Origin of the sequence: Actinomadura parmotrematis, assembly GCF_019458805.1 — a bacterium.
Lineage (GTDB): Bacteria > Actinomycetota > Actinomycetes > Streptosporangiales > Streptosporangiaceae > Spirillospora > Spirillospora parmotrematis.
In genome coordinates, this window is record NZ_JAIBOA010000001.1 from 249,302 (window position 1) to 274,965 (window position 25,664).

5 protein-coding genes are annotated in these 25,664 nt (G+C 77.8%); all 5 read left to right on the plus strand.

The genetic code is table 11. From position 1 onward, the window contains the following. From K1Y72_RS01170 to K1Y72_RS01190, 5 genes are read left to right on the plus strand one after another with little or no spacing between them, the layout of a single operon-like run. Window positions 1-12,159: a non-ribosomal peptide synthetase gene (locus K1Y72_RS01170; RefSeq protein ID WP_220162332.1), complete on the plus strand. Its 12,159-nt coding sequence runs from the start codon at window positions 1-3 to the stop codon at window positions 12,157-12,159. Continuing rightward, entirely contained in the window at window positions 12,156-22,076 is a 9,921-nt protein-coding gene (locus K1Y72_RS01175) for a non-ribosomal peptide synthetase (protein ID WP_220162334.1), read from the plus strand. Before K1Y72_RS01170 ends, K1Y72_RS01175 begins: the two co-directional genes overlap by 4 nt. Continuing rightward, window positions 22,073-22,279 carry an MbtH family protein gene (locus tag K1Y72_RS01180; RefSeq protein ID WP_220162336.1) on the plus strand — a complete coding sequence of 69 codons (207 nt, stop codon included), beginning with the start codon at window positions 22,073-22,075 and terminating at the stop codon, window positions 22,277-22,279. The genes K1Y72_RS01175 and K1Y72_RS01180 overlap by 4 nt, the downstream gene beginning before the upstream one ends. Continuing rightward, window positions 22,276-23,934 carry an ABC transporter transmembrane domain-containing protein gene (locus K1Y72_RS01185; protein WP_220162338.1) on the plus strand — a complete coding sequence of 553 codons (1,659 nt, stop codon included), beginning with the start codon at window positions 22,276-22,278 and terminating at the stop codon, window positions 23,932-23,934. Before K1Y72_RS01180 ends, K1Y72_RS01185 begins: the two co-directional genes overlap by 4 nt. Continuing rightward, complete coding sequence (locus K1Y72_RS01190; RefSeq protein WP_220162340.1) at window positions 23,927-25,663, plus strand: ABC transporter ATP-binding protein; 1,737 nt, start codon at window positions 23,927-23,929, stop codon at window positions 25,661-25,663. The genes K1Y72_RS01185 and K1Y72_RS01190 overlap by 8 nt, the downstream gene beginning before the upstream one ends. Window position 25,664 lies beyond the last annotated feature (1 nt).

A 25,664-nucleotide genomic window follows, 5' to 3' on the forward strand; every position in this document is an offset into this window, starting at 1 on the left:
ATGTCCGGCGCACGCCCCCTCCCCCTGACCGGAGCCCAGGAAGGTGTCTGGTACGCCCAGCGCATCGACCCCGACCACCCGGGCTTCAACGTCAGCCAGTACGTGGAGGTGACGGGGCCGCTGGACGTCGCGGCGTTCGGCGCGGCCGTCGAGGGCGCCCTCGGCGAGGCGGACGCGCTCGGCGTCCGCTTCGCCGACGGCCCCGGCGGCCCGCGCCAGGTCCCCGGCGCGGCCCGCCCGTGGCGGGTCGACGTCGTCGACCTGCGCGGCGAGCCCGACCCGGCCGCGGCCGCGCACGCCCGCATGCGCGCCGACCTCGCCGTCCCCGCCGACCTCGCCGGCGACCGGCTCGGCACCCAGGCGCTGTTCGTCCTCGGCGACGGCGAGCACCTGTGGTTCCAGCGCTACCACCACCTGCTCATCGACGGGTACTCGGTGACGCTGCTCGCCCGCCGCGCCGCCGAGCTCTACACTGCGGCCGTGACCGGCGCGGACGCGCCGCCGTCCCCGTTCCGGCCGCTCGCGCCGCTGCTGGACGACGAGGCCGCCTACGCCGGGTCGGAGCAGCAGGCCGCCGACCGCGCGTTCTGGACCGCCTACCGCGGCGCCGCCGACCCGGTGCCGTTCGCCGCGGCGCCGCGCCCGGCCGCCGCGACGTTCCTGCGCGAGCGCGCCGACGCGCCGCCGGAGACCAGCGAGGCCGTGCAGGCGGCCGCCAAGGCGAGCCGCACGACGTGGGCCGACGTCGTCGCCGCCGCGTTCGCCGCCTACGCGCACCGCGCCACCGGCGCCGCCGACGTCGTCCTCGGGATGCCGTTCATGGGCCGCGTCGGCACGACCGCCGCGCGGGTGCCCGCGATGATGGTCAACGTCCTGCCCGTCGTCGTGCCGGTGCGGCCGGGCGCGACGCCCGCCGGGCTGGCCGCCGAGACGGGCCGGCAGATCGCGCTCGCGCGCTCCCACCAGCGGTACCGCAGCGAGGACCTGCAGCGCGACCTCGGCCTCGTCGGCACCGGCCGCCCCCTCACCGGCCCGACCCTGAACATCAAGCCGTTCGACTACCGGCTGCGGTTCGGCGACGCGACCGGCACCGCCGTCAACCTCGCCGCCGGCCCCGTCGACGACCTGGAGATCAGCGTCTACCAGCGCGCCGGCGAGCTGTCGTTCGAGTTCGACGCCAATCCGGACGCCCACACGCCCGCCGGGCTGCGCGCCCACCGCGACCGGTTCCTGGCGTTCCTGCACGACTTCGCGGCCCGCGCGGACGAGCCCCTCGGCCGCCTCGACACCGCGCCCCCGGCCGAGCGGGCGCCGCTCGCCGGCCCGGACGCCGGGCCGTTCACCGAGCCGCTGACCCGCGTGCTGGAGCGGCAGGCCGCCCGCACCCCGGACGCGACCGCGCTCGTCACCGCCGCCGGGTCGCTGACCTTCGCCGAGCTGGACGCCCGCGCCAACCGCCTCGCGCGGCTGCTGCGCGAGCGCGGCGCCGGGCCGGAGCGGATCGTCGCGCTCGCGCTGCCCCGCACCGCCGACCTCGTCGTCGCGCTCCTCGCCGTGCTGAAGTCCGGCGCCGCCTACCTGGCGCTCGACGCCGACCAGCCCGCCGCCCGTATCGCCGAGCTGCTCGCGGGCACCGGCCCGGTGTGCGTCGTCTCCGACGGCTCGTTCCCGCTGCCCGAGGACGCGCCCGTCGTCGCGCCCGGCGAGGCCGGCGGGCACGACACCGCCCCGCTGCCGGACGCCCCCGGCCCGGACGCGCTCGCCTACGTCATCTACACCTCCGGCTCGACCGGCCGCCCGAAGGGCGTCGAGGTCGCGCACCGGGGCCTCGCGAACCTGTTCGCGCACCACCGCGCCACGACGATGGCGTGGGCGTCGCCGGACGGGGCGCCGCTGAAGGTCGCGCACACCTTCTCGTTCACCTTCGACTCCTCCTGGGACGCGCTGCTGTTCCTGTTCGCCGGGCACGAGCTGCACCTCGTCGGCGACGACGAGCGCCGCGAGCCGCTCGTCCTCGCCGCCCGCGGGTACGGCGCCTTCGACGTCACCCCGGCGATGGCGGCCGAGCTGCTGGACGCCGGGCTCCTCGACGACCCGGCACGGCGGCCCCGGCTGCTCATGCTCGGCGGCGACGCCGCGCCCGCCGCGCTCTGGACGCGGCTGCGCGGCGTCCCCGGCCTCACCGTCGCCAACTACTACGGCCCGACCGAGTACACCGTGGACGCGCTCGGCGCCCGCGCCGCCGACCACGAGCGGCCGTCCATCGGCGCGCCGATCGCCGGGACCCGCGTCCAGGTGCTCGACGCGGCGCTGCGGCCCGTCCCGGCGGGCGGCGTCGGTGAGCTGTACCTGTCGGGGCCCGGCCTGGCCCGCGGCTACCGCGACCGGCCCGGCCTCACCGCCGAACGGTTCGTCGCCGACCCGGCCGGGGCGCCGGGGGAGCGGATGTACCGCACCGGGGACCTCGTCCGCCGCACCGCCGGGGGGACGCTGGAGTTCCTCGGCCGTGCCGACCATCAGGTGAAGATCCGCGGGCACCGGGTGGAGCCCGGCGAGGTGGAGGCCGCGCTCACCGCCGAGCCGGGCGTCGCCCGCTCCCTCGCGGTCGCCTTCGACGGGCGGCTCGTCGCCTACGCCGTGCCCGCGCCGGGGGAGGCCCTGGACGGCGCCGCGCTGCGGGCCCGGCTCGCCGGGACGCTGCCCGCGTCGCTGGTCCCGGCCGCCGTCGTCGTGCTGGACGCGCTGCCGCTCACCGCCGCCGGGAAGGTCGACCGCGCCGCGCTGCCCGCGCCGGAGTTCGCCGCGACCGGCCGCGCCGCCCGCACCGCCCGCGAGGAGGTGCTCTGCGAGGTGTTCGCGGCCGTCCTCGGCCTCGCCTCGGTCGGCGCCGACGACGACTTCTTCGCGCTCGGCGGCGACAGCATCTCCGCCATCCAGGCCGCCACCCGGGGCCGCCGCCGCGGCCTGGCCTTCGCCGCCCGCGACGTGTTCGACCACCGCACCGCCGCCGCCGTCGCGCTCGCCGCGTCGGAGACCGGGGACGAGCGGGAGGGCGGGCCCGAGGCGGGGCCGCTGCCGCTCTGGCCGATGGCCGAGTGGCTGCGCGGCCTCGGCGGCCCGATCGGCCGCTACAGTCAGTCGGTCGTCGTGCCCGTCCCGCCGATGGACGGCCCCGGCCGCCTCACCGCCGCCCTCCAGGCCGTCCTTGACCACCACGGCGCGCTCCGCCTCACGGTGTCCGAGGGCTGGGACGCCGAGATCGCGCCCGCCGGGGCGGTCGCCGCCGCCGACGTGCTCCGCCGCGTCGGCGCGGACGCCGACCTGGCCGCCGAGCTCGACGCCGCCGCCGACCGCCTCGACCCCGCCGCGGGCGTCGTCGTGCAGGCCGTGTGGAGCGACGCCGGGCCCGACGCCCCCGGGCGGCTCGCCCTGGCGATCCACCACCTGGCCGTGGACGGCGTGTCCTGGCGCGTCCTGCTGCCCGACCTCGCGGAAGCATGGGAGCAGGCCGGCGGCTCCATCACCCTGCCGCGCAACGGCACGTCCCTGACGGCGTGGTCGGAGCGGCTCGCCGCCCACCGCGACGACGACCACCGCGACGACGCGGCCGCGTTCTGGGAGCGGATGCGCGGCGGCGCCCCGCGCCCCCTCGGCGGCCGCCCCCTCGACCCGGCGGCCGACACCCTCGCCGCGTCGCGGACGCTGCGCCGCGCCCTGCCCGCCGCGCTCACCGCCGGGCTGCTCGGCGACGTGCCGTCCCGGCTGCGCGCGGGCGTGCAGGACGTCCTGCTCGCCGGGCTCGGCCTCGCCGTCGCCGCCCGCACCGGCCACGCCGACTTCGGCGTCCAGGCCGAGGGCCACGGCCGCGAGGGGACCTTCGGCGGGGGCCGCCCCGCCGACCTCGGCCGCACCGTCGGCTGGCTCACGGCCGAGTACCCCGTACGGCTGGAGCTCGGCGGCATCGACGCCGCCGCCGCGCTCGCCGGGGGACCGGGCGCGGGCGAGGCGGTCAAGCGCGTCAAGGAGCTGCTGCGCGCGCTGCCCGGCGGCGGCGTCGGCGCCCCGCGCGGCGGGACCGCGCCGCAGATCCTGTTCAACTACCTCGGCCGCTTCGGCGGCGGCGAAGGGCTCTGGGAGCCGGCGGGGGACGAGGACGCCTTCACCGTCCGCACCGACCCCGCCATGCCGATGGCGCACGCCCTGGAGATCAACGTGTTCGCCCGGCGTACCCCGGACGGCACCGTCCTCGACGCGCACTGGACGTGGGCGCCCGGCGTGCTGGACGAGGCCGCCGTGGCCGCGCTCGCCGGCGCGTGGCAGGAGGCCCTGGAGGGCGTGTCCCGGCACGCCGCCACCGGCGGCGCGGGCGGCCTCACCCCGTCCGACGTGCCGCTCGCCGGGCTCGGCCGCGCCGAGCTGGACGCGCTCCTCGCCCGCTTCCCCGGCACCGAGGACGTCCTGCCGCTCTCGCCCCTCCAGGAGGGCCTGCTCTTCCACGCCGGGTTCGCCCCCGACGAGGCCGACGTCTACACCTCCCTCGTCCACCTCGACCTGGAGGGCGACCTCGACGCCGCCGCGCTGCGGGCGGCCGTCGCGGCGCTGCTCGCCCGCCACGACGGGCTGCGCGCCGGGTTCGTGCACGCGGGCCTCGACCGGCCGCTGCAACTGGTGCCCGCCGCGTCCGCCCCGGACTGGCGCGAGACCGACCTGTCCCACCTGGCCGGCGCGGAGCTGGACGCCCGGCTCGCCGCCCTCGCCGACGAGGAGCTGGCCCACCGCTTCGACCCCGAGCGGCCGCCGCTGCTGCGCTGCCTGCTGGTCCGCACCGGCCCGGACGCGCACCGGCTGCTGGTCGCCAGCCACCACCTGATCATGGACGGCTGGTCCACGCCGACGTTCCTGCGCGAGCTCATGGCCGCCTACCGGGGCGCGCCCCTGCCCGCCGCCACCCCTTACCGCCGCTACCTGCGGTGGCTCGCCGGCCGCGACACCGAGGCCATGCGCGACGCCTGGCGCGGCGCCCTCGCCGGCGTGGACGGCGCGACGTTGCTCGCCCCGGACGCCGGACGCTCCGCGCCCGCCCGCCCCGCCGACCTCGCCGTCCCGCTGCCCGGCGCCGACCTCGCCGCCTACGCGCGCCGCCACGGCCTCACCCTGAACACCGTGCTCCAGGGCGTGTGGGCGCTCGTCCTCGGCGGCCTCACCGGCCGCGACGACGTGGTGTTCGGCACCACCGTGTCCGGCCGCCCCGCCGAGCTCGACGGCGTGGAGGACATGGTCGGCCTGTTCAGCAACACCGTGCCGGTGCGGGTGCGCCTCGACCCGGCGCTGCCGCTGCCCGCCGCCCTCGCCCGCCTGCAGTCCGAGCAGGCCGCGCTCCTGGACCACGCCTACCTCGGCCTCGCCGAGATCCAGGCGGCGGCCGGGACCGGCGGCGCGCTCTTCGACACCCTGCTGGTCTTCGAGAACTACCCGTCGGAGGACGACGCGGCGGGCGCGGGCGGCCCGCGCGTCACCGGCGTCGGCAACCGCGGCTACACCCATTACCCGCTCGCGCTGATGGTGCTGCCCGGCGCCGACCCGCGCCTGGTCCTGGAGTACCGGCCCGACCTGCTGCCCGAGGGCGCCGCCGAGGCGATCGCCGAGCGGACGCTGTCGGTCGTCGCGCAGCTCCTCGCCGACGACGGCCTCACCGCCGCCCGCGTCGACCTGCGCACGAAGGCCGAGCGGAACGCCCCCGGCCTGGACGGCCCGGCCCTCGACGGCGACGTCCCCGACGTGCTGACCGCCTTCCACCGGCAGGCCGACGCGACGCCGGACGCCACGGCCGTCGTCGCCGGGACCGAGCGGCTCACCTTCGCCGAGCTGGACGAGCGGGCCGCGCGGCTCGCCGCCGTCCTCGCCGCCGAGGGCGCCGGGCCGGAGCGCATCGTCGCGCTCGCGCTGCCGCGCACCGCCGACCTCGTCGTCGCGCTGTTCGCGGTGCTGAAGACCGGCGCCGCCTACCTGCCCCTCGACCTGGACCACCCGGCGGCGCGGCTCCGCGCGACCGTCGAGGACGCCGCGCCGGTCTGCGCCGTCGTCTCCGGCGGCGCCGGCCTCGGCGTCCCGTCCGTGGACGTGGCGGCCCGCGCCGCCGACATCGCCGCAGCGGCGCCGCACCCGCGCACCGCGCCGGGCGCGGGGCGGCTCGCCTACGTCATCTACACCTCCGGCTCGACCGGCCGCCCGAAGGGCGTGCTCGTCGAGCACCGCGGCCTCGCCGCGATGCTGGCGCACCACACCCGCACGGTGTTCGCCCGCGCCGTCGAGGCGGCGGGCGGGCGGCGGCTGCGCGCCGGGCACACCGCCTCGTTCTCCTTCGACTCCTCCTGGGAGCAGCTCCTCTGGCTGATCGGCGGCCACGAGCTGCACCTGTTCGACGACCTCACCCGCCGCGACCCGCAGGCCGTCGTCGCCGCCTGCGCCGAGCACGGCATCGACACCCTCGACGTCACCCCCTCGTTCGCGGCCGAGCTGTTCGCCTGGGGCCTGCTGGAGAAGGCGCCGCCGCGGCTGCTGCTCCTCGGCGGCGAGGCCGTCGCCGATGCCGTCTGGACGCGCCTGCGCGACGCGGGCGGCGTCCAGGGCCACAACTTCTACGGCCCGACCGAGTACACCGTGGACGCGCTCGGCGCCGACCTCGCCGACTCGGCGGAGCCGCTCGTCGGCCGCCCGATCGCGCGGACCCGCGCCCTCGTCCTCGACGCGCTGCTGCGGCCCGTCCCCGACGGCGTCCCCGGCGAGCTGTACCTGGCGGGCGACGGCCTGGCGCGCGGCTACCTCGGGCGCCCCGCCCTCACCGCCGAGCGGTTCGTCGCGCACCCGTCCGGCGCGCCGGGGGAGCGCATGTACCGGACCGGGGACCTCGTCCGGCGGCTGCCCGGCGGCGCCCTGGACTTCCTCGGCCGCACCGACGACCAGCTCAAGATCCGCGGGTTCCGGGTGGAGCCGGGCGAGGTGCGGGCCGCGCTCGCCGCGCTGCCCGGCGTCGCCCGCGCCGCCGTGGTCGCCCGCGACGGGCGGCTCGTCGGCTACGCCGTGCCCGCGCCGGGCGGCGCCCTGGACGGGGCGGCGCTGCGCGAGGCGCTCGCCGCCGCGCTGCCCGCGCACCTGGTGCCCGCCGCCGTCGTCGTGCTCGCGGAGCTGCCGCTGAACGTCAGCGGCAAGCTCGACCGGGCCGCGCTGCCCGAGCCCGCCGGCCTCCCGGGCGGCGCGCCCGCCGGGCGGGCGGCCCGGGACGTGCGCGAGGAGCTGGTGGCGTCGGCGTTCACCGACGTGCTCGGCGTCCCGGTCGGGCCCGACGGCGACTTCTTCGACCTCGGCGGGCACTCGCTGCTCGCCACCCGCCTCGTCGCGCGCGTCCGCGCCCTGCTCGGCGCCGACCTCGCGATCCGCGACCTGTTCGAGGCGCCGACCCCGGCGGGCCTCGTCCGCCGCGCCGCCGCGCCGTCCGGGCGCCCGGCGCTCGCTCCGGCGCGGGACCTGCCCGCGCGGGTGCCGCTGTCGGCCGCGCAGGCCCGCCTCTGGTTCCTCGACCGGCTCGGCGACGAGGCCGCCGGGTACGCGATCCCGTTCGCCGTCCGCATCGACGGGGACCTGGACGAGGCCGCGCTCCGCGCCGCCTGGGACGACCTGCTCGCCCGCCACGAGGCGCTGCGGACCGTCTACCCCGACGTGGACGGCGTCCCCTGCCAGCGGGTCCTGCCGTCCGGGCCGCCGCTCGGCGTCGCGGACGCCGCGCCCGGCGACGTCCCGGCGCTGCTCGCCGAGGCCGAGCGGACCCGGTTCCGGCTCGCCGACGAGCCGCCCGTGCGGGCCGTGCTGTACCGGCTCGGCGCGGGCGCCAGGCTGCTGTCGGTGGCGGTCCACCACATCGCGGGCGACGAGTGGTCGCAGGCCGTGCTGCTGCGCGACCTGGACGCCGCCTACCGCGCCCGCGCCGCCGGCCGGGAACCGGCCCTCGCGCAGCCGCCCGTCACCTACCGCGACTACACGCTCTGGCAGCAGGAGCTGCTGTCCGGCCCCGAGGCCGCGCGGCAGGAGGGGTTCTGGCGGAAGCGCCTCGCCGGGCTCCCCGAGGAGATCGCGCTGCCCGCCGACCGGCCGCGCCCCGCGACGCCCGACCCGTCGGGCGCCGCCGTCCGGATCGCGCTCCCGGACGCGCTGCACCGGGGCGCCGCCCGGCTGGCCCGCGCCACCGGCGCGACCCCGTTCATGGTGTGGCAGGCCGTCACCGCCGTCCTGCTCGGCCGCCTCGGCGGCGGCGCGGACATCCCGCTCGGCGTCCCGGTGTCGGGCCGCACGGACCCGGCCCTGGACGACGTCGCCGGTCTGTTCGTCAACACGCTGGTGCTGCGCGCCCGCCCCGACGAGGACGCTCCTTTCGCCGACCTCGTCGCGCGGGTCCGCGACGAGCAGCTCGCGCTGCTGGACCACCGCGACCTGCCGTTCGAGCGGCTCGTGGAGATCGCCGCGCCCGACCGGGCGCCCGGCCGGCACCCGCTGTTCCAGGTGATGGTGCTGCACCACCGCGACACCGGCGCCCCCGCCGACCTGTTCGGGCAGCGCACCCGGCTGGAGGACGACACCTTCGCCACCGCCCGCTTCGACCTGGCGTTCGCGCTCCGCGAGGCCGACGACGCCACCGGCCTCACCCTGATCTACGCGGAGTCCCGGTTCGACGAGGCGACCGCCCGCACCCTCGCCGACCGCTTCGCGACCCTCGCCGGGCGCCTCCTGGCCGCCCCGGACGAGCCCCTGGCGGGCGCCGACGCGCTGCTGCCCGCCGAGCGCGACGCGATCACCGGCGCCTGGAACGCCACCGCCCGCGACGTCCCCGCCGGGACGCTCACCGACCGGCTGGAGGCGCAGGCCGCCGCCACCCCGGACGCCGTCGCCGTCCTGTTCGAGGACGCGACCCTCACCTACGCCGAGCTGCACGCCCGCGCCGATGCCCTCGCCGCCGAGCTGCGCGCGCGCGGCGCCGGACCCGGCGCGATCGTCGGCGTCGCGCTGCCGCGCTCGCTCGACCTCATGGTCGCGCTCGTCGCGGTCCTGAAGGCGGGCGCCGCCTACCTGCCGCTGGATCCCGAAGACCCGGCCGCGCGCCGCGCCGGGATGCTCGCCGACGCGGGCGCCGCCGCGCTCCTCACCGGCGAGGCGGACGCCCCGGAGGGCTTCGCGCCGTCCGGCACGCCCGGCCTGCTCGTCTCCGAGGGGACGCCCGCCGCGCCCGCGACCGGGCGGGCCGCCCCGGACGACGCCGCCTACGTGATCTTCACGTCGGGGTCGACGGGCCGCCCGAAGGGCGTCGTCGTCCCGCACCGCGCCATCGTGAACCGGCTCGCCTGGATGCAGGGCGCCTACGGGCTGCGCGCCGACGACCGGATCCTGCAGAAGACGCCCGCGACGTTCGACGTCTCGGTGTGGGAGTTCTTCTGGGCGCTCTGCGAGGGCGCGTCGGTGGTGCTCGCCGAGCCGGGCGGGCACCGCGACCCCGCCTACCTGACCGGCCTGATCCGCGACCGGGCCGTCACCACGCTGCACTTCGTGCCGTCGATGCTGAAGGCGTTCCTCACCGACCCCGGCGTGCCGCGCTGCCGCAGCCTGCGCCGCGTGTTCACGAGCGGCGAGGCGCTGCCCGCCGACACCGCCGCCGGGCTGCACGCGCTGCTGCCGGTGCCGCTGCACAACCTGTACGGGCCGACCGAGGCCGCCGTCGACGTCACGCACTGGACCTACGAGCCGGGCGCGGCGGCCGTTCCGATCGGCGCGCCGGTCTGGAACACCCGCGTGCACGTCCTCGACGCGCGGCTGCGGCCGGTGCCCGTCGGCGTCCCCGGCGAGCTGTACCTGGCGGGCGTCCAGCTCGCCCGCTGCTACCTCGGCCGCCCCGGCCTCACCGCCGAGCGGTTCGTCGCGAACCCCTTCGGCGCGCCGGGGGAGCGCATGTACCGCACCGGCGACCTGGTCCGCTGGGACGCCGCGGGGCGGCTCGTCTACCTGGGCCGCACCGACCACCAGGTGAAGCTGCGGGGCCTCCGCATCGAGCCGGGCGAGATCGAGGCGGCGCTGCGCGCGCTGCCCGAGGTGGCCGACGCCGCCGTCCTCGTCCGCCACGACCGGCCCGGCAGCGGCCGCCTCACCGCCTACGTCGTCGCGGCGGGCGAAGGCGGGGCCGACACCGGCGCGCTGCGCACCGCGCTCGCCGCCGTGCTGCCCGCGCACATGATCCCCGACGACTTCGTCGGGCTGCCCGAGTTCCCCCTCACCAGTAGCGGGAAGCTGGACCGCAAGGCCCTGCCCGCCCCGGCCCGCCCCACCCGCGCCCGCCCGGCGGCGGCCCCGCCCCCGCCCCCGCCCGTCGCGGCGCCCGCGCCGCCCGACCGGACGGCGCTGATGGCAGGGGTGTTCGCCGAGGTGCTCGCCCTCGACGGCGTGGACGCCGGCCAGGACTTCTTCGCCCTCGGCGGCGACAGCATCCTGTCGATCCAGGTCGTCGCCCGCGCCCGCAAGGCCGGGCTGAAGGTGACGCCGCAGGAGGTGTTCCAGCACCGCACGCCCGCCGCGCTCGCGGCGGTCGCCCGGCAGGAGGAGGCCCGCACCGGCGACGGCGCGGCGCTCGCCCCGACCGGCCCGCTGCCGCCGCTGCCCGCGATGCACTGGTTCGCCGGCCTCGCGGGCGCGGACGGCCCGATCGGCCGCTTCCACCAGTCGGTGCTGCTGCGCACCCCGATGCGCGCCGACCTCGCGTCGCTGACCCGCGCCGTGCAGAGCCTCGTCGACCACCACGACGCGCTGCGGCTCCGCCTCGACCGCTCCAGCGGCGTGTGGGCGCTCGCCGTCGCCGAGCGCGGCACCGTCCCCGCCGAGGTCCGGCGGGTCGACGCGACCGGCGGCGACCTCGACGCGCTCGTCGCCGCCGAGTCCGAGGCCGCCGCCGGGCGCCTGGACCCCGACGCCGGGACGCTCCTGCAAGCCGTCTGGTTCGACGCCGGTCAGGACACCGCCGGGCGGCTGCTGCTCTGCGCGCACCACCTCGCCGTGGACGGCGTGTCGTGGCGGACGCTGCTGCCGGACCTGCGCGCCGCCTGGGAGGCGGCGGCGTCCGGCCGCGTCCCCGAACCGCCCGCCGCCGGCACGTCGCTGCGGGCCTGGGCGCACCGGCTCCTCGCCGAGGCCCACGACGGCGCCCGCCTCGCCGAGCTGCCCTACTGGAAGGGCCTCGCCGCCCCCGACGCGCCGCTCACCGAGCGCCTGCCCGACCCCGCGCGCGACACCGCCGCGACGCAGGAGAGCCTCACCGTCACCGTCCCCGCCGACCGGGCCGCGCGGCTCCTCGACGACCTGCCGCGCGCCTACCGCTGCGGCGCCGAGGACGTCCTGCTCGCCGGGCTCGCCCTCGCCGCCGTCCGCTGGCGCGCCGCCGAGCGCGGCGGCGCGCCGGCCGCGCTGCTGGTCGACCGCGAGGGCCACGGCCGCCACCCCCTCGACGGCACCGACCCGTCGGGCACCGCCGGCTGGTTCACCAGCGTGCACCCCGTCCGCCTCGACCTGGACGGCGTCGACCTCGACGCCGCCGGGCGCGGCGGCCGCGCCACCGGCGACCTGCTGAAGACGGTGAAGGAGCAGGTCCGCAGTGCCCCCGACCAGGGCTTCGGGTACGGCCTGCTGCGGCACCTGAACGCGGCGGCCGCCGCCGAGCTCGCGGGCGCCGCCCGCCCGCAGGTCCTGTTCAACTACCGGGGCCGCGTCGCCGACGCCACCGGCGACGGGGACGGGGACGGCACGGGCGCCCACTGGCCGCACGCCGCCGAGTCCGCCGCCCTGTCCGCCGCGCCCGACCCCGCCCTGCCCGCCCGCTACGCGCTGGAGATCGACGCCGCCGCCCCGGCGGGCGGCGGCCTCCGCCTGGAGCTGACCTGGCCGTCCGGCCTGCTGGACCGCGCCGCCGCCGAACGCCTCGCCGCGGGCTGGCGGGACGCGCTCGCCGCCCTGGCCCGGCACGCCGCCGACCCCGCCGCCGGCGGCCGCACCCCGTCCGACCTGCCGATGGTGTCGCTCGGGCAGCGGCAGATCGACCGGCTGGAATCCCTGCTGAGGAGCCGACGCACGTGACCGACACCGGATCCGCGCTGGAAGACGTCTACCCGCTGTCGCCGCTGCAGCGCGGCCTGCTGTTCCACGCGCTGTACGACGACGCCGAGCGCGACGTCTACACCGTGCAGGCCCACCTGGACCTCGCGGGCGAGGTGGACGCGCCGCGCCTCCGCGACGCCGTCGCGCACGTCCTGCGCCGCCACCCCAACCTGCGCGCGGGCTTCTGGTTCGAGGACCTCGACGAGCCCGTCCAGTTCGTCCCCGCCGACACCGCGACGCCGTTCACCGCGACGGAGGAGGCCGACCTCGACGCCGTCCTGGAGCGCGAGTGGGCGGTGCCGTTCGAGGTCGGCGACCCGCCGCTGGTCCGGTTCGCGCTCGCCTCGGCGGACGCCGCCCGGCACCGCCTCGTGGTGACCGCCCACCATCTGCTCCTCGACGGCTGGTCCATGCCGGTCCTGCTGCGCGAGCTGTTCGCCTGCTACGACGGGACGCCGCCGCCCCCGTCCCGCCCGTTCCGCGACTACCTGGTGTGGCTCGCCGCGCAGGACCAGGCCAAGGCCGGGCAGGCGTGGCGCGAGGCGCTGCGCGGCCTGCCCGGCCCGGTCCTCGCCGACCCGGCGGGCGCGGGCGGCGACCTGCGCGAGCTGCCCGTCCCGCTCGCGGACGGCACCGCCGCCGCGCTCACCGCCGCGGCCGCCCGCGCCGGCGTCACCGTCAACTCGGTGCTCCAGGCCGCCTGGGGCCTCACCGTCGGCGCCCTCACCGGCGCCCGCGACGTCGTGTTCGGCGCCACCGTCGCCGGGCGGCCCGCCGACCTCGACGGCGTCGAGGACATGGTCGGCCTGTTCGTCAACACCGTGCCCGTCCGGGTGCGGCCCGCCGAGGCCGGCGACACCTTCGCCGATCTCGCACGCGCCGTCCAGGACGAGCAGGTCCGCCTCCTGGACCACCACCACCTGGGGCTCGCCGACATTCGCCGCCTCGCCGGCGTCCCCGGCACCGGGCCGCTGTTCGACACGCTGCTGGCCTTCGAGAACTACCAGGGCGACGCGTCCGCGCTCGCCGCGGGCGGCCTCGCCGTCACCGGCCTCGGCGCCCGCGACGCCACCCACTTCCCGCTCACCCTCACCGCGCAGCCCGGCCGGGGCACCCTCGACCTGGTCCTCGCGCACCGCACCGGCGCCGTCGACGGGCCGCTCGCCGCGCGCGTCGCCGAGCGCCTCGCGTCGCTGCTGGAGCGGTTCGCCGCCGACCCCACGGCCCAGGTCCCCGACGCGCCCGCCCTCGACGGCGCGCTGCCGCCCGCGCCGCCGCCCGCCGCCCCCGCCGGCGGCCCCGCGCCCTACCGGACGCCCGCCGAGGGCGCCGAGGCGCTCCTCGCCGGCCTGTTCGCCGACGTCCTCGACCTGCCGGAGATCGGCGCCGACGACGACTTCTTCGCCCTAGGCGGCGACAGCATCGTGTCGATCACCCTGGTCGGGCGGGCCCGCGCCGCCGGCCTGGACATGACCGCCCGCCAGGTCTTCGAGCTGCGGACCGCCGCCGCCCTCGCCGCCGCCGTCGCCCCCATGGACGCGCCTTCGGGCGCGGACGCCGCGCAGGACCGGCCGCTCGTGGAGCTGACCGGCGCCGAACGGGCGCTGCTCCGCGCCGACGCCGAGGACGTCCTGCCGCTGTCCCCGCTCCAGGCGGGCCTGCTGTTCGAGTCGACCTACGACACCTCCGGCCGCGACCTCTACATCACCCAGCTCGTCGTGGACGTCCGCCGCCCCCTCGACGCCGCCGCGCTCCGCGCCGCCGGGGACGCCCTGCTCGCCCGGCACGCCAACCTGCGCGCCGGGTTCGTGCAGGACGGCCTCACCCGGCCCGTCCAGGTCGTCGCGCCGCCCATGCCGATGCCGTTCCGCGAGGTCGACCTGCGCGGGCAGGGCCCCGAAGCCCTCGACGCCCTCATGGACGCCGACCGGGACGAGCGGTTCGACCTCGCCGCGCCGCCGCTCGTCCGCATGACGGCCGTGCGGCTCGCCGACGACCGGCAGCGCATCCTCATCACCCACCACACGCTGCTGTGGGACGGCTGGTCGTCCAGCCTCGTCGTGCAGGAGATCCTCGGCCTCGCGCACGAGCCCGACGCCGTTCCCGGCGCCGTTCCGTTCCGCCGCTACCTGGAGTGGCTGGAGGGCCGCGACGCCGCCGACAGCGCCCGCGCCTGGGCCGCCGCCCTCGACGGCGTCACCGAGCCGACGCTCGTCGCGCCCGGCCACACCGCCCGCGGCGGCGCCCTGCCCGGCATGGTCCTCACCCCCGTCGGCGCCGGCCTCGCCGCCGCGCTCGGCGCCCTCGGCCGCCGCCACGGCCTCACCCTCAACACCCTGGTCAGCGGCGTGTGGAGCCTGCTGCTCGCCTCCCTCACCGGCCGCGACGACGTCGTGTACGGCGCGACGGTCTCCGGCCGCCCCGCCGAGATCCCCGGCATCGCCGGCACCATCGGCCTGTTCCTCAACACCGTCCCGGTCCGCGTCCGGCTGCGCCCCGACGAGCCGCTCGTGGAGTTCCTGACCCGGTTCCAGGCCGATCAGGCCGCGCTGCTGCCGCACCACCACGTCGGCCTCGCCGACATCCAGCGCGCCGCCGGGCTGCCGCTGCTGTTCGACACCCTCCAGGTGGTCCGCAACACCCCGGCCGACATGACCGCCCGCGACCGCCTCGCCGCGCACTTCGGCATCGACGAGGTCGACACCCTCGACGCCACCCACTTCCCGCTGTCGTTCACCACCAACACCGCCGACGGCGGCCGCGAGCTGTCGTTCGAGTGGAAGTACCGGCGCGACGTCTACGAACGCGCGGACGTCGAGGCCCTCTCGGCCCGCGTCGTCGCCCTGCTCGAACAGCTCGTCGCCGCGCCCGCCACGCCGCTCGCCGCCCTGGACCTGCTGTCGGCCGACGAGCGCGCCACCGTCCTGGAGCGCTGGAACGCCACCGAGCGCGAGGTTCCGGACGTGACGGTCGCGGATCTGCTGGAGGAGCGGGCGGGACGGTCGCCGGAGGCGACGGCGCTGGTGTTCGGTGATGAGCGGGTGTCGTATGCGGAGCTGTCGGCGCGGGTGAACCGGCTGGCGCGGCTGCTGATCGCGCGGGGCGCCGGTCCTGAGACGGTGGTCGCGCTGGGGTTGCCGCGTTCGGCGGACATGGTCGCGGCCCTGTTCGCAGTGTTGCAGACGGGCGCCGCGTACCTGCCCCTGGAACTCGACTACCCGGCCGAGCGGCTGGCGTTCATGATGGACGACGCCCGCCCGCTCTGCCTGCTCACCACCGAGGCTCTGGCCAGCGTGCTCCCCGACGCCGCCATGACGGTCGTCCTGGACGCGCCCGCCACCGTCGAGGAACTGGCCGCTCTGTCCGGCGACACCGTCACCGACGCCGAGCGCATCGCCCCGGTCGGTCTGGACCGTCCGGCGTACGTGATCTACACCTCGGGTTCGACCGGTCGCCCCAAGGGTGTCGTCACGCCCTACCGGGGCTTGACGAACATGCAGTTCAACCACCGGGAGGCGATCTTCGCGCCGGTGATCGAGGCCGAGGCCGGGCGCCGCCTGCGCATCGCCCACACCGTGTCGTTCTCCTTCGACATGTCATGGGAGGAACTGCTCTGGCTCATCGAGGGCCATGAGGTCCACGTCCTGGACGAGGAGGCGCGCCGCGACGCCGACGCGCTGACCGGCTACCTCGCCGTGCACCGCATCGACGTCGTCAACGTCACCCCCTCCTACGCCCAGGAGCTCATCGACTTCGGCCTGCTGGACGCCGCCCGGCACCGCCCGCCGCTCGTGCTGCTCGGCGGCGAGGCCGTCCCCGAGCAGCTCTGGACGACCCTCCGCGAGACCGAGGGCGTGCTCGGCTACAACCTGTACGGCCCGACCGAGTACACGATCAACACCCTGGGCGGCGGCACGACCGACAGCGCGACCTCGACCGTCGGCCGGCCGATCTGGAACACCAAGGCCCTCGTGCTCGACTCCTGGCTGCGGCCCGTCCCGGTCGGCGTGCCCGGTGAGCTGTACATCGCGGGCGTCGGCATGGCGCGCGGCTACCTCGACCGCCCCGCCCTCACCGCCGAACGGTTCGTCGCCAACCCCTTCGGGGCGCCGGGGGAGCGGATGTACCGCACCGGCGACCTCGTCCGATGGCGGAACGACGGCCTCCTGGACTACCTCGGCCGCACCGACGACCAGATCAAGATCCGCGGCTACCGGGTCGAGCTCGGCGAGATCGAGGACGCCCTCGCCCGCAACCCCGAGGTGGCGCAGGCCGCCGTCGTCGTCCGCGACACCGGCGAGACGAAGCAGCTCGTCGGGTACGTCGTCCCGGCCCTCGCCGAGAGCGGCGGGACCGCCGACCTCGACCAGGTCGGCGAGTGGCGCGAGGTCTACGACGCCCAGTACGCGCAGGGCCCCGCCGCCGCGTTCGGCGCCGACTTCGTCGGCTGGACCTCCAGCTACGACGGCGCGCCCCTCCCGGCGGAGGAGATGCGCGAGTGGCGGGACACCACCCTCGACGCCGTCCGCGCGCTGGCGCCCCGCCGCGTCCTGGAGATCGGCGTCGGCACCGGCCTGCTCATGTCGCGGCTCGCCCCGGACGCCGACGACTACTGGGCGACCGACCTGTCCGCGCCGCTCATCGACACGCTGCGCGGCCAGGTCGCCGCCGAGCCGGCGCTCGCCGGGCGCGTCACGCTGCGGGCGCAGCCCGCGCACGACCTGTCCGGCCTGCCCCGCGGCCACTTCGACACGATCGTCCTCAACTCCGTCGCGCAGTACTTCCCGAGCGCCGCCTACCTCGCCGGCGTGCTGCGCGGCGCGCTGGAACTGCTCGCGCCCGGCGGCTCGCTGTTCGTCGGCGACCTGCGCAACCTGCGCGGCGCCCGCGCCTTCCAGACCGCGATCCAGCTCACCGGGGCCGACGCCGCCGCGGACGCCCCCGCACTCCGCGCCGCCGCCGACCGCGCCCTGCTGCTGGAGAAGGAGCTGCTGGTCGATCCGGCGCTGCCCGAGGCCCTCGCCCTGCCCGGCGTCACCGGCGTCGACGTGCGGGTGCGGCGCGGCCGCGCGCACAACGAGCTGACGCGGCACCGCTTCGACGCCGTCCTGCACACCGGCCCCGTCACCGACGCGTCCGGGCTGCCCGCGCTCCGCTGGGGCGCCGACGTCCGCGACCTGGACGGCCTCGCCGCCCGGCTCGCGGACGGCGCCCCGGTCCGGGTCCGCAACGTCCCGAACGCCCGCATGGTGGGGGAGAGCGCCGCCCGGCGCGCCCTCGCCGACGACGTGACGGCCGCCGCCGCGCTCCGCGCGCTCGCCGCGCCCGGCGGCGTCGACCCCGAGGACCTGCACGCCCTCGGCGACCGCCTCGGCCTCCGCACCGTCGTGACCTGGGGCGACGCCGACGACACCGTGGACGCGCTGTTCCTGCCGGCGGGCGGCGGCGCTCTCGGCGGCGTCCGCCCGGCCGCCGCGCCGCCGGTGCTCGCGAGCGCGCCGGGCCGGTCCCGCGCCGCCGGGACGCTGCCCGCGCTGCTCCGCGACCGGCTGCGCGCCGCGCTGCCCGACCACATGGTGCCCGCCGCGGTCATGCTGCTGGACCGGCTGCCGCTCACCACCAACGGCAAGCTCGACCGGCGCGCCCTGCCCGCCCCCGACGCGGGCGCCGTCACCGGCGGCCGCGCCCCCGCGACGCCGGAGGAGGAGGTCCTCTGCGTGCTCGCCGCCGAGGTCCTCGGCGTCCCCGAAGTCGGCGCCGACGACGACTTCTTCGCCCTCGGCGGCCACTCGCTGCTCGCCACCCGCCTCATCTCGCGCGCCCGCGCCGCGCTCGGCGTCCACCTCGCCATCCGCGACCTGTTCGAGGAGCGCACCCCCGCCGGGCTCGCCGCCCGCGCCGCGGCCGCCGCCGGAACCGGCGCGGGCGCCGAGCGGCCCGCGCTCGCCCCGCGCGCCCGGCCGTCCCGCGTCCCGCTGTCGTACGCGCAGCGCCGCCTGTGGTTCCTGCACCAGCTCGAAGGCCGCACCGCCGCGTACAACATCCCGCTCGCCCTCCGCGTCCGCGGGGACCTGGACCTGGACGCGCTGCGCGCCGCGCTCGGCGACGTCACGGCCCGCCACGAGAGCCTCCGCACGGTGTTCGCCGAGGAGGACGGCCGCGCCTACCAGCGCATCCTCGACCCCGCCGACGCCCCGCCCGTCCTGGAGGTCGCCGACGTCACCGAGGAGCGGCTCGGCGCGGAGGTGGACGCCGCCGCGCGGTACGCGTTCGCGCTCGACGCCGAGGCGCCGCTGCGCACCCGCGTGCTGCGGCTCGGCCCCGGCCACCAGGTCGTCGTGTTCCTGTTCCACCACATCGTCGGCGACGAGTGGTCGATCCGGCCGTTCATCGGCGACCTCGGCGACGCCTACCGCGCCCGCACCGCCGGGCGCGCCCCCGCCTGGGAGCCGCTGCCCGTCCAGTACGCCGACTACGCGCTCTGGCAGGCCGACGTCCTCGGCGACCCCGCCGACCCGGGCAGCCTCCTCGGCCGCCAGGCCGCGTTCTGGAAGGACGCCCTCGCCGGGCTCCCCGAGGAGCTCGCGCTGCCGACCGACCGGCCCCGGCCCGCCGTCGCCAGCTACCGGGGCGACACCGTGGAGCGCGTCCTGCCCGAACCGCTCGTCGCCCGGATCCGCGCGACGGCGGCGGCGACCGGCGCCACCACCTTCATGGTCATGCAGGCCGCCCTCGGCGCCCTGCTGCACCGCCTCGGCGCCGGCGACGACATCCCGCTCGGCAGCCCCTCGGCCGGCCGCGACGACGACGCCCTCCAGGGCCTCGTCGGGTTCTTCGTCAACACCCTGGTGCTCCGCGTCGACGCCGCCGGCGACCCGACGTTCGCCGAGCTGGTCGACCGCGTGAAGCGGTTCGACCTCGCCGCGTACGCCAACGCCGAGATGCCGTTCGAGCGCCTCGTCGAGGTGCTGAACCCGCCCCGGTCGCTCGCCCGGCACCCGCTGTTCCAGGTGATGCTCGGCTACCAGAACCTCTCGGGCGGCAACGACAGCCTGCTCGGTCTGGAGACCCGGCCCGAGCCGTTCGGCACCGGCGCCGCCAAGTTCGACCTCGACCTCAACGTCATCGAGTACGCGGGCGCCGATGGCATGGAGTTCGCCCTCGAATACGCCGCGGACCTGTTCGACGCCTCCACCGCCGAGCTGCTGCTCGCCCGCCTGGAGGCCCTCCTCGACCAGGTCACCGCCGACCCCGACCGTCCCATCGGCGACGTCGACCTGCTCACCGGCGCCGAGTCCGCGCTCATCGCGGGCTGGAACGCCACCGAGCGCGAGGTTCCGGACGTGACGGTCGCGGATCTGCTGGAGGAGCGGGCGGGACGGTCGCCGGAGGCGACGGCGCTGGTGTTCGGTGATGAGCGGGTGTCGTATGCGGAGCTGTCGGCGCGGGTGAACCGGCTGGCGCGGCTGCTGATCGCGCGGGGCGCCGGTCCTGAGACGGTGGTCGCGCTGGGGTTGCCGCGTTCGGCGGACATGGTCGCGGCCCTGTTCGCCGTCCTCCAGACGGGCGCCGCGTACCTGCCGTTGGAGCTCGACTATCCGGCCGAGCGGCTGGCGTTCATGATGGACGACGCCCGCCCGCTCTGCCTGCTCACCACCGAGGCTCTGGCCAGCGTGCTCCCCGACGCCGCCATGACGGTCGTCCTGGACGCGCCCGCCACCGTCGAGGAACTGGCCGCTCTGTCCGGCGACACCGTCACCGACGCCGAGCGCATCGCCCCGGTCGGTCTGGACCGTCCGGCGTACGTGATCTACACCTCGGGTTCGACCGGTCGCCCCAAGGGTGTCGTCACGCCCTACCGGGGCTTGACGAACATGCAGTTCAACCACCGGGAGGCGATCTTCGCGCCGGTGATCGAGGCCGAGAACGGTCGTCGGCTCCGCATCGCGCACACCGTCTCGTTCTCCTTCGACATGTCGTGGGAGGAACTCCTCTGGCTCATCGAGGGCCACGAGGTCCACGTGCTCGGCGAAGAACTGCGCCGCGACCCCGACGACCTCATCCGCTACCTGCGCGGCCACCGCATCGACGTCATCAACGTCACCCCCTCCTACGCGGGCGAGCTGCTGGACCGCGGCCTCCTCGACGATCCGCGCCCGCCGCTCGTGCTGCTCGGCGGCGAGGCCGTCCCCGAGAAGCTGTGGACGGCGCTCCGCGACACGGACCGGGTCCTCGGCTACAACCTGTACGGCCCGACCGAGTACACGATCAACACGCTCGGCGGCGGCACGACCGACAGCGCCACGTCCACCGTCGGGCGGCCGATCTGGAACACCAGGGCGCACGTCCTGGACGAGCGGATGCGGCAGGTCCCCGTCGGCGTGCCCGGCGAGCTGTACATCGCGGGCGTCGGCATGGCGCGCGGCTACCTCGACCGCCCCGCCCTCACCGCCGAGCGGTTCGTCGCCAACCCCTTCGGGGCGCCGGGGGAGCGGATGTACCGCACCGGCGACCTCGTCCGCTGGCGGAACGACGGCCTCCTGGACTACCTCGGCCGCACCGACGACCAGGTGAAGATCAACGGGTACCGGGTGGAGCTCGGCGAGATCGAGAGCGCCCTCGCCGCCCGGCCCGAGATCGCGCAGGCGGCCGTCGTCGCGGGCGAGCACCGCGGCCTGAAGCGCCTCGTCGCCTACCTGGTGCCCGCCGCGGGCGCGGACGTCGACCCGGCCGCCGTCCGCGCCGCGCTCGCCGTCCGGCTGCCCCGGCACATGGTGCCGGGCGCCTACGCGGTGCTGCCGCGCCTGCCGCTCACCGTCAACGGCAAGCTCGACCGCCGCGCGCTGCCCGACCCCGAGCCGGTCGCCGCGTCCCGGCCGCCGCGCACCCCGCTGGAGGCGACGCTCTGCGCGGTGTTCGCCGACGTCCTCGGCGTCCCCGAGGTCGGCGTCGACGACGACTTCTTCGCCCTCGGCGGCCACTCGCTGCTGGCGATGCGGCTCGTCGGCCGGGTGCGGACGGTGCTCGGCGTCCGCATCGCGGTGAGCGAGGTGCTGACCGCCCCGACCGTCGCCGCGCTCGCCGAGGTCGCCGCGGGCGCGCCCCCCGACGCCGGGACCGGCACCGGCCCGTTCGACCCGGTCCTCACGCTGCGGCCCGGCGACGGCGTCCCGCTGTTCTGCCTGCCCGCCACGACCGGGCTGAGCTGGAACTACGCCGGGCTCGCCGAGCACCTGCCCGCCGACGTGCCGCTGTACGGGCTCCAGGCGCCGCGCCTCGGCGGCGCGCACGTCCCGGCCGCCTCGATCGCCGACCTCGGCCGCCACTACGCGGCGCGCGTGCGGGCCGTCCAGCCCGAGGGGCCGGTCCGGCTGCTCGGCTGGTCCTACGGCGGGCAGCTCGCCCACGCGACCGCCACCGCCCTCCAGGACGCCGGCCGCGAGGTCGCGCTGCTCGCCCTGCTGGACGCCTACCCGCGCGACGAGACCGACCCCGCCGGCGTCACCGAGGCCGACGCCGCGACGTTCCTGCTGCGCGTCACCGGCCACCCCGGCGCCACCGCCGCCACCCTGGACGAGGCGGTCGCGACCCTCGCCGCCGGCGACGGGCCGCTGTCGTCGTTCGACGCGGCGACGCTGCGCCGCATCGCCGGCACCGTCCACGAGTCGGTCACGCTGCCGCTGGACCTCGGCGTGCTCGACGGCTCCGCCGTCTGCTTCACCGCGACCGCCGACGCCGCCCTCGACCCCGCCCTGTGGGGCCCGCACGTCACCGGGGACGTCCGCGTCCACCCGGTCGACTGCGCCCACGACGACATGCTCGACGCCGGCCCGCTGGCCGCGATCGGCGCCGTCGTCGCCGACCACCTCGCCGCCCACTCCGGAGGACACCGATGAGCAACCCGTTCGACGACCCCGACGGCACCTTCCTCGTCGTCGCCAACGACGAGGGCCAGCACTCGCTGTGGCCCTACTTCGCCGACGTCCCCGCCGGCTGGGCCGTCGTGCACGGCCCCGCCGGGCGCGCCGAGTGCCTCGACCACGTCGAGCGCGCCTGGACCGACCTGCGGCCGCGCAGCCTCCAGCGGGATCGGGTGTGAGCGCCGGCCTGCTGCGCTCCTGCGTCCGCGACCAGTGGCGGCCGGTGTCGGCCGCGACCGCGGGCGGCCTCGTCCGGCAGGTGACGCTGCTCGCCATCCCCTGGTGCGTGCAGCGCGCCCTGGACGACGGCATCGTCGCCGGGGACCGGGGCGCGACGCTGCGGTGGGCGCTCGCCGCCGCCGGCCTCGCCGTCGTCCAGTTCGCCGCGCTCGCCGCCTGGCAGTGGCAGGCCCGGATGGCCGAGGCCCGCACCGGCGCCGCCCTCCGCGAGCGCCTCACCGCGCACCTGGCGCGCCTCGACCGCGCCGCGCTCGCCGGCTACGGGCACGGCGACCTGTCGATGCGCGCCACCCGCGACATCGACCAGATCCGCATGTGGGTGTACGGGCTGCCCGTCTGGGCCGTCATCGCCGCCACGTTCGCGATCGTGCTGCCCGGCGTCGCCGCGCTCGACCCCGCGCTGCTGCTCGTCACCGTCGCGATGATCCCGCTGCTGGCGGTGGTGAACCTGGTGTTCCCCGGCCCCTACGAGCGGGCCGGGGACCGGCTCGCCGAGGCGCACGCCGCCCGCGCCGACGCCGTCGAGGACCTGCTGTCGGCGGGCGCGGCGGTGCGCGGCATCGGCGGCGCGCCCGTCCTGCTGGAGCGCCACCACGCGCACAGCGCCGACGTCGCCGAACTCACCGGCGCCGTCGCCCGCATCCAGTCGGCGTGGGCGGCGCTCGGCCCGGCCGTGCCGCGCCTCGCCGTCGCCGCCGGCGTCGCGTTCGGCGGCTACGCCGCCCTGAACGGCGACATCACCGTCGGCGGCCTCGTCGCGTTCACCGTCTGGATGGGCACCTTCACCCTCGCGGTGACCGTCCTGGTCGACCGGCTCGTCGACCGCGGCAACGCCGCCGTGTCGGCCCGCCGCGTCGAGGAGATCCTCGCGCTGGAGCCCACCGTCGCCGACCCCGCCGACCCCGAGCCGGCCGCCGCGGGCGGGACGCTCGCGGTGTCGGGCGCCGCCGTGCACCGCGACGGCCGCGACCCGCTCGGCCCGTTCGACCTGGCGGTCGCGCCCGGCGAGTTCGTCGCGGTCACCGGCCCGACCGGCGCCGGCAAGTCCACCCTGCTGCGCCTCCTCGCCCGTCTCGACGACCCCGCCGAGGGCGCCGTCACCTGGGCCGGCACCGACGTGCGGCGCCTCGGCCTGGCGGGCCTCCGCGAGACCGTCGTCACCGTCCCGCAGCGGCCCGTCCTGCTGTCGGGGACCGTCGCCGACAACCTGCGCCTCGGCCGCGACGCGGACGACGGCGCCCTGGAGGCGGCCTGCCGGGACGCCTGCGTCCACGACGACGTCACCGCCCTGCCCGGCGGCTACGGCACCGAGCTCGGCGAGGGCGGATCCGGCCTGTCGGGCGGGCAGGTGCAGCGCCTCGCGCTCGCCCGCGCCCTGCTGCACGCCGGCGGCCGCGACGGCGGCGTGCTGCTGCTGGACGACGTCACCTCCGCCCTGGACCCCGGCACCGAGCAGCGCATCCTGGACCGGCTCGCGCGCCGCGCCCCCGGCACCTCGGTCGTGTTCGTCACGCACCGCGCCGCCGTCATGGCCGCCGCCGACCGCGTCGTCGAACTGGCCCCGGCCGGACGGGACGGGGACGGCGATGGCTGAGACCGTCATGCTCGCCGAGCAGGCGCCCGAGAAGCACGTCTTCCGGCGCGTCCTGCCCTACCTGCGGCCGCACCGGGCCGCGCTCGCCGGGACGCTGCTGGTCGTGCTGGCCTGCGCCGCGACCGTCGCCGCGCTGCCGCCGCTCGTCGGCCGCGCCGCCGACGCCATCGTCGCCCGCGACCGCGGCGCCCTCACCGCCACCGTCATCGCGCTCGCGGTCGCCGTCGTCGCGCAGATCGGCCTCGCCCGCTGGAGCGAGCTGCTGCTGATGCGCGCCGGCGAGCGCGTCGTCCGCGACCTGCGCGAGCGGGCCGTGGAGCGCCTCGCGCACGCGCCGCTGCGGTTCCTGGAGGCCCACCGCACCGGCGACCTGCTGCGCCGCACCACCGGCGAGGTCGCCGAGCTCGCCCTGTTCGTCCGCCGCGACCTGCCGAACCTCGTCGTCATCTCCGCGACGCTGCTGCTGACCGCGGTGACGCTCGTCGCCTACTCGTGGCTGCTCACCCTCGTCGTCGCCGTCGTGTTCGTGCCGCCCGCGCTGCTCGCGCTCCGCTCCTTCCGGCGCGGCGCCGAGGAGGCGTTCGGCGGGCAGGCCGCCGCCGAGGCGACCGTCGCCGCCACCCTCACCGAGACGCTCACCGCCCGCGAGCTGCTCCAGACCAGCGGCGCCCTGCCGGCCTGGCTCGGCCGGGTCCGCCGCGAGAACCGCGCCGTCGTCGCCGCCGCCCGCCGCACCGCGCGCGTCGAGGTGAGCATCGAGGTCGTCAGCCTCATCGAGGGCGCCGCCCTCGCCGTGCTGCTCGGCCTCGGCGCCTGGCTCGCCGCGCAGGGCAGCCTCGGCATCGGCGCCGTCGTGGTGTTCGTGCTGGCCAGCCGCACCCTCTTCGAGGGCCTCGGCGACGGCTCCCAGCTCATCGGCGAGCTCCAGACCGCCCGCACCGGCCTCGCCCGCCTCCTGGACCTGCTGGAATCGCCCGGCGCGCACCGCGCCGACGCGGGCGCGGCGGCCGACGCCGACCCGCCGCCGCGCGGCGAGCTGCGCGCCGAGGGCGTCGCCTTCGGGTACCTGGACGGCACGCCGGTGCTGCGCGGGGTGGACCTCGCGTTCGCGCCCGGCGACCGCGTCGCCGTCGTCGGCGTCACCGGATCGGGCAAGACGACCCTCGGCAAGCTCCTCGCGGGCCTCTACCGGCCCGACACGGGCCGGATCACCTACTGCGGGACCGACCTGCGAGAGCTGCCCGGCCCCGTCCTCAGCCGGCTCATCGCGCTCGTCCCGCAGGAGGTCCACATCGTCACCGGCAGCGTGGCCGACAACCTCGCGCTCGTGCCGGGCTCCCCGGGACGCGCCGAGATCGCCGCCGCCGTCGACCGGCTCGGGCTGCGCGCCTGGGCCGACGGCCTGCCGGACGGCCTGGACACCGGCGTCGGCGTCCGCGGCGAGCGCCTGTCGGCCGGCGAGCGGCAGCTCATCGGCCTCGCCCGCGCCGCCCTCATCGACCCCGCCGTGCTCGTCCTGGACGAGGCGACCGCCGACATCGACCCCGCCACCGCGGGCTGGGTCGAGCGGGCCATCGGCGAGCTGTGCGCCGAGCGGACCCTCGTCGTCATCGCGCACCGGCCGGCGACCGTCGAGCTGCTCGCGCGCACCGTCCGCGTCGCGGACGGCACCACCACCGAAGCGGCGGCCGCGGGCGCGCGGCCGGCACCCACCACCGAAAGGCCCTGAA